The 5,765-nt window shown below is 65.9% G+C and carries 4 protein-coding genes and 1 pseudogene; 1 reads left to right on the top strand and 4 read right to left on the bottom strand.

Annotated features, from left to right (window positions below; translation table 11 throughout):
* Nucleotides 1-56: 56 nt before the first annotated feature.
* Entirely contained in the window at nucleotides 57-944 is an 888-nt protein-coding gene (locus CIC12_RS18125; RefSeq protein WP_168665569.1) for a DMT family transporter, read from the bottom strand.
* 116 nt (nucleotides 945-1,060) lie between these two features.
* Between CIC12_RS18125 and CIC12_RS18120 the strand changes: the two genes are divergently transcribed.
* Nucleotides 1,061-2,500: an aminotransferase-like domain-containing protein gene (locus tag CIC12_RS18120; RefSeq protein WP_168665567.1), complete on the top strand. Its 1,440-nt coding sequence runs from the start codon at nucleotides 1,061-1,063 to the stop codon at nucleotides 2,498-2,500.
* A 40-nt stretch (nucleotides 2,501-2,540) separates the two neighbouring features.
* Here CIC12_RS18120 and CIC12_RS18115 read toward each other — a convergent pair whose 3' ends face one another.
* From CIC12_RS18115 to CIC12_RS33200, 3 genes and pseudogenes are all read right to left on the bottom strand, one after another.
* The gene (locus tag CIC12_RS18115; RefSeq protein ID WP_168665565.1) at nucleotides 2,541-3,614 is read right to left on the bottom strand and encodes a TAXI family TRAP transporter solute-binding subunit; all 1,074 of its coding nucleotides are present in this window, start codon (nucleotides 3,612-3,614) and stop codon (nucleotides 2,541-2,543) included.
* Between the two features lie 190 nt (nucleotides 3,615-3,804).
* Nucleotides 3,805-5,145: a hypothetical protein gene (locus tag CIC12_RS18110; protein WP_168665563.1), complete on the bottom strand. Its 1,341-nt coding sequence runs from the start codon at nucleotides 5,143-5,145 to the stop codon at nucleotides 3,805-3,807.
* Between the two features lie 431 nt (nucleotides 5,146-5,576).
* Nucleotides 5,577-5,765: pseudogene (locus CIC12_RS33200) on the bottom strand (EmrB/QacA family drug resistance transporter); the annotation flags it as partial.

Here is a 5,765-nt window from a genome sequence, read left to right as displayed (position 1 = left end):
GGCCACGGCCGTGACCGTTAGCACCGTCACGACTGCGGCCCTGACCGACCCGCGGTTCAAATCGCCGGCCGCACCGGCGCGGCTCGCGAGAAACGCCGCGCACCCGCGACGCACGCCACCACTACGACCGTGACCAGAATCATCGCGGGGGGCACCTGTTCGTGCAGCAGCAGTCCGGCCAGCAGCAGCCCGAAAAACGGCTGGAGCAGCTGCAACTGCCCGACCGCCGCGATACCGCCGAGCGCGAGCCCGCGATACCAGAACACGAAACCGATCAGCATGCTGAAAAGCGACACGTACGCGAGTCCCCAGAACGCAGCGTGGCTGACGCCCTCGAACGAAGCGGGCCGGGTCCACCAGGCGAGTGGCAGCATCAGCGGCAGCGACAGCACCAGCGCCCACGAAATCACCTGCCAGCCGCCGAGATGCCGCGACAAACGCGCGCCTTCGGCATAGCCCAGGCCGCATACGACGATGGCGCCGAGCATGAGCGCATCGCCGATGGGTGATGCGTCGATGCCGTGGCGCATTGCGAACGCGACCACCGCGCCGCTGCCCAGCGCCGAGAACAGCCAGAACGCCGGTTGCGGACGCTCGCCGCCGCGCAGCACGGCGAAGATCGCGGTTGCGAGCGGCAGCAGGCCGACGAACACGACCGCATGCGCAGAACTGACGTGGCGCAGCGCGAGCGCCGTCAGCAGCGGAAAGCCGACCACCACGCCGAGTGCGACCACGACGAGCGGAAGCAGATCGCGGCGCGCGGGGCGCGTCTCACGAAACACCAGCAGCAGCAAGAGCCCGAGCGTGCCGGCGATCGTCGCGCGGGCCACGGTCAGAAACACCGGATCGAGGCCTTGCACGGCAAGCCGCGTGGCGGGCAGCGAGCCGCTGAAAATCAGTACGCCTGCGAGACCGCTGAGCCAGCCGTTCGTCGTCTTGTCCATCGGAAGAGTCCATATGCCCATGAAATAGAACGCATAGGATCCCGCTTCTCGCTGGAAAAGGTAAGCTACAGATCAGTACAATTCGTACAAACTGTACCGAACATGGAGCAGTACAGATGGTGGAGAGTCAGAGCAGCCGGGGCGCGTCGGGCACGCGTGTCGGCACGGTGATGGACAGTTTGCGCGAGCGCATCGCGAGCCGCTCGTTGATGCCGGGCGCGCGCGTGCCCTCTCTCCGCGCGATGACCGAGACACTCGGCGTATCGAAGTCGACCGTCGTGGAAGCGTACGACAGGCTGGTCGCGGAAGGCGTGATCGTCGCGCGGCGAGGCTCCGGATTTTTCGTGTCGGGTCATGCGCCGCCGCTCGCGCTCGCCGATCTCGGACCACGTCTGGATCGCGAGGTCGATCCGCTGTGGCTCACGCGGCAGTCTCTGGAGGCGGGCTCGAAGGTGCTGAAACCTGGCTGCGGCTGGGTGCCGGCCGCGTGGCTGCCGGAAGACGGCGTGCGCCGCGCGCTACGCGCGGTGGCGCGCGATCCTCAGTCCGTGCTCGCCGACTACGCGTGCCCGGCCGGCCTGCCCGCGCTGCGCCAGCAACTCGCGTGGCGGCTCTCGCAGCACGGCGTGGATGCGCCGCCCGAGCAGATCGTGCTGACCGACGGCGGCACGCACGCGCTCGATCTGGTGTGCCGCTTCCTGCTCGAGCCGGGCGACACCGTGCTGATCGACGATCCGTGCTATTTCAACTTTCAGGCCTTGCTGCGCGCTCATCGCGCCCGCATCGTGAGCGTGCCGTACACGCCTTGCGGGCCCGATCTGGCGGCGTTCGAACGGGTACTGATCGAGCATCGTCCGCGGCTCTATGTAACCAACTCGGCGATCCACAATCCAACGGGCGCGACGCTCGCGCCGGCTGTCGCGCATCGGCTGTTGAAGCTCGCGGGCGAGCACGATCTGCTGATCGTCGAGGACGATATCTTCGCCGACCTCGAGGACGAACCCGCGCCGCGTCTCGCGGCGTTCGACGGGCTCGCGCGGGTGGTGTCGATCGGCAGTTTTTCGAAGACCCTGTCCGCGGCGGTGCGCTGCGGCTACGTCGCCGCGCGCGCCGAATGGATCGAGCCGCTGATCGACCTGAAGCTGGCGACCACGTTCGGCAACGGCCAGCTCGCGGCGAGCGTCGTGCATCGCATGCTGGTGGACGGCACCTACCGGCGGCATCTGGAATCGATGCGCGCGAAGCTCGCCGACGCGATGGGCGAGACCGTCAGGCGGCTCGGTTATGTCGGCCTCGATATCTGGACCCGGCCGCGCGGCGGCATCTTCGTGTGGGCCCGTTTGCCGGATTCGCTCGATGCCGCCGACGTCGCGCGTCATGCGCTCGCCGACAACGTCGTGTTCGCACCGGGCAACGTGTTCAGCGCGTCGCAATCGGCGGCGGGCTTTCTGCGCTTTAACGTCTCGCAATGCAATCGGCCGAAGGCGTACGAAGCGTTGCAACGGGCGATGGACGCGTCGGCCGCGGCAGGAGGAAGGGAACGGGAGCGCGCCTGAACGCGCGCATCCCGCGAAGCTGTTCGCCCTTCAGGCGAAGCTATTTGCACAACAGAAGCAGGCGCTCCTGATCCGTGCAGGTCGAACGTGGTTTTTGCGCCGCTTGCGTGGCGGCCGCGTTCATCGCGGCGCTCCGGTTCGTCAGGCACGCGCGCAGATGCTTTTCGACTGGCCCGTAATATTTCCAGCCGCGCACGAGGGGCGGCAATTCGAGCTTCACCTGCTTCCATTTGGGATGGCCGTGCTCCTGCAGTGTGTCGAAGTTCGCGCACAGCGAGTCGGCGAAGCGGTTCAGATTCCCGACGGTATCGCGCAGCCCATAGTCGTAGGTGACGAGAAAGGCCTTGACAGTCAGCGCGGGGACGTCTTCCTTCAACCAGGTCGGGTAGCTGGCCGTGCGGATCGTGGTGGGGAAGTAGGTCTGTTTGGCGCGCGCGGTTTCGGGCGCGGCGGGATCGACCCGCAAGAGGCGGATCTGTTGCAGCAGCTCGGGGTTCATGTCGTTGAACAGCTTGGCCGGTTGCCCGACCACGATGATCGCCACGTCCACCTTCTTCACGATCAGCGCGGCGAGGGCGTCCTCGTTGCTCAGGTGCTGGACGTTCTGTGCGGGAATCGGCTGGCCGAACATCAGGTGGTAGAGCGTCGTGGCCGATTGGGCGGTGCCGCTGCCCAGCAGGCCGACGCTGATGGTCTTGTCCTTGATGTCGGCGAGGGTTTTCAGCGGCGAATCCGCGCGCACCACGACGTTAATTTCCTCGTCGTAGAGCGGCATGATGAGTCGCAGCGGCCGGATCGTCGTGCCAGCGTCGGGATTGCCCGCGTTCGCCATGTCGATGTAGGCCTGGTACACGTCGGACTGCACCAGCGCGAGTTTGACGCCGGGCTCGAAGCGCATGCGCTGCACGTTCTCCGCGGAGCCCTTCGACGCCACCACGTCGAGGTCGATGCCGACCGGTTGAGCGACCCATTTCGACAGGTCTTGGCCGATCTGGATATAAGTGCCGCGCTCGGGCCCGGTGACGATCTTGTAGTGCGCCGGTTCCGCGCCAGCCAGTGAACATACGAGGATCAGCGCCATCCCCAGCCATCCCGCGAGAAGTCTCTTCAGCATGGTCTATTCACCTATCGGTCAGGTTGTACAGCCTCGCGCGTCAGCGCGCGTGAAGCGCAGGAGAGCCGGTTGCCATGTCATGTTCGACGCGCTTCGATGGCCGCGTCCGTCTGTTGCCGCTCAAAGCGCACGCATTAATGTGTGCGCTTTGAGCGGATATCTGTTATGTGATTCGGTATCCGAACAAATTTCACTGGCCGGCTGGCGTGCTGGTTGACGATTTTCCGCCGTTCGACGGTGCCCGACTCCAACCGGAATCCTTGATGGCGCGCTCGCGCGCGTCGACGCCATTTGTCGTTCCTGCGGTGCCGGTGCGCGGCGCTGCCGCCGACAAGTCGCCAGTTGCAGGCACGCCTTGCGGCAACGGCGTTGGCAGTTGGCTCTGTGGCGTTGCCGCGGCGCCCTGTGGCTGCGCGAGCGGTTTGCCTTGCGCCGGCGCGGCAGTTGCTGCGCGCGGGTTGAGCGGCGCCCAGCCGGTCTCGCGAATCACTCGCGCGAGGATACCCCTGGCTGTTTCGTTGCCGGTGTCGATCGTGAGCGCCTCGTTGGCATGCGCGCGCGCGCAGGGCCACGACTGCTGCGCGATGCATGTTTGCGCGGCTTGCAATGCGGCGTCGCGGCGCGAGGTCAGGGGCCGCAATTCGGACGCCAGGTCCTGCGCGGCGCTGTTGCCCGGTTGCATCGCCAGCGCGGCACCGAGTGCGGCTTGCGCGGCGGACAGGTCGTTGGCGCGAAACGCGAGCCGCGCCGCTTGCATGGCTTGCGCGACATCGCGGAACTGCGGCGCAGGTCTGGCAGGCGTCACGACGACGGGCGGCGCGGCGACAGGCGGCAGGACGACGGGTGGCGCGGCGACGGTTGCCGCGGCGACTGGCGGCGCGACGACCGGTGGCACGACAGGCGTTGCGGGAGCGGGTGGCGTTATCTTTGCCACGTTGGCCGGTGCGGAAGGCATGGCTGCGGCGGCAGGGGGAATCGATTGAGCCGGTACGAATGGCGCGATCGTCCCGGTAATCATTCTGGCGTCCCGACCAGTGGACGTGATCTGATCGCCAGTCGTGTCTTCCGGATCACTGCCGGCGCTAAATAGCGCAAATGCGACAAACGCCAGGCCGATGACGACAAGCACGGCAATCGCAATGAGCGCGTGGCGAAACGTGAGTCCTTCACGCGGTGGATAGGTGTTGTCGTCGTACGGCGGAAGAGGCACGCGCGTTGACGCTGGCGCGGTGTGAGGTGCGGCGGCCGGTGCGGCACGAGGTGAGACTGCGGATGGCGCGGCCTCGTCGGGACGCACAGCGTGGACCGTCGCGGTGTCACCCGACGAAGCCTGCACGTCGTGAAATTTCTGGCCGGCCTGGTCGCTCGCGCCGGTCCGGCGGCCTGCGAACGGCGTGCGCCGGTATGAGCTCTCTTCGAGCGGATGTACCGCGCCGCAATAGGGACAATAGTCGACCTGCCGGTATAGTGCACCGCCGCACTGTTTGCAGGGTGTTGGAAAACTATGGCCGAGTGCTGTCTGGGTGGACATGCCGTGGACCCGCCTGTGGAAAACAATGCCATTACGGCATGCTCCGGATCGTGTTGAGGCTGGAGCCTTGTCCGCGGAATCACGATCCACATGCGCCGGAGAGTCAGGAAACGCAAGCCGCGCTTGCACTACCGATGTTTCCAATATGTGGTGTTTCGCTCATAACGTCAATCGCCGTTGGCACCTATCTTGTGTGCGCTACCGCACATTGCCAGGTACGACGAAACAGTGCCGATGCCGGCAAAACGACTGGACGTGTGGGTTTTTCCAGAGTTGCAGGACAACTGCAACGCGCGCATGAATTGCGGCGCTTGCGCAACGCAACGGCGCGACGGCGAATAATGAAAACGAGGTCGATGCGCCTAGCGCTCGACCTCGTCCCGGTCCGTCATTTAAGCGCTTGTATCAAGCGCCGAAAGACACCCGCGGCATCACTGCTTGCGCAGCGGATGATCCTTCAGCAGCCAAGCTAGCGCGAAAGCCAGCACCACGACGCAAGCGGCCGCGAGATACACCGTGTGCAACGCACCGGCGAAAGCATGCAGATAGTCGTTGCGTAACGCGTCCGGCAACTGGTGGATCGCGGCGGGTCCCAACGCATGCGGCAGTTCGGTGTCGGG

The sequence above is a fragment of the Paraburkholderia sp. SG-MS1 genome (assembly GCF_012275575.1).
In the GTDB taxonomy this organism is placed as follows: Bacteria; Pseudomonadota; Gammaproteobacteria; order Burkholderiales; family Burkholderiaceae; genus Paraburkholderia.
The sequence above is the reverse complement of the archived record's forward strand: the minus strand, read 5'-3'. Positions and strand labels throughout refer to the sequence as shown.

What these genes read in the sequence shown, in the direction of transcription:
- CIC12_RS18125 (WP_168665569.1), bottom strand. Translation starts at nt 944, where the DNA reads ATGGACAAGACGACGAACGGCTGGCTCAGCGGTCTCGCAGGCGTACTG.
- CIC12_RS18120 (WP_168665567.1), top strand. Translation starts at nt 1,061, where the DNA reads ATGGTGGAGAGTCAGAGCAGCCGGGGCGCGTCGGGCACGCGTGTCGGC.
- CIC12_RS18115 (WP_168665565.1), bottom strand. Translation starts at nt 3,614, where the DNA reads ATGCTGAAGAGACTTCTCGCGGGATGGCTGGGGATGGCGCTGATCCTC.
- CIC12_RS18110 (WP_168665563.1), bottom strand. Translation starts at nt 5,145, where the DNA reads ATGTCCACCCAGACAGCACTCGGCCATAGTTTTCCAACACCCTGCAAA.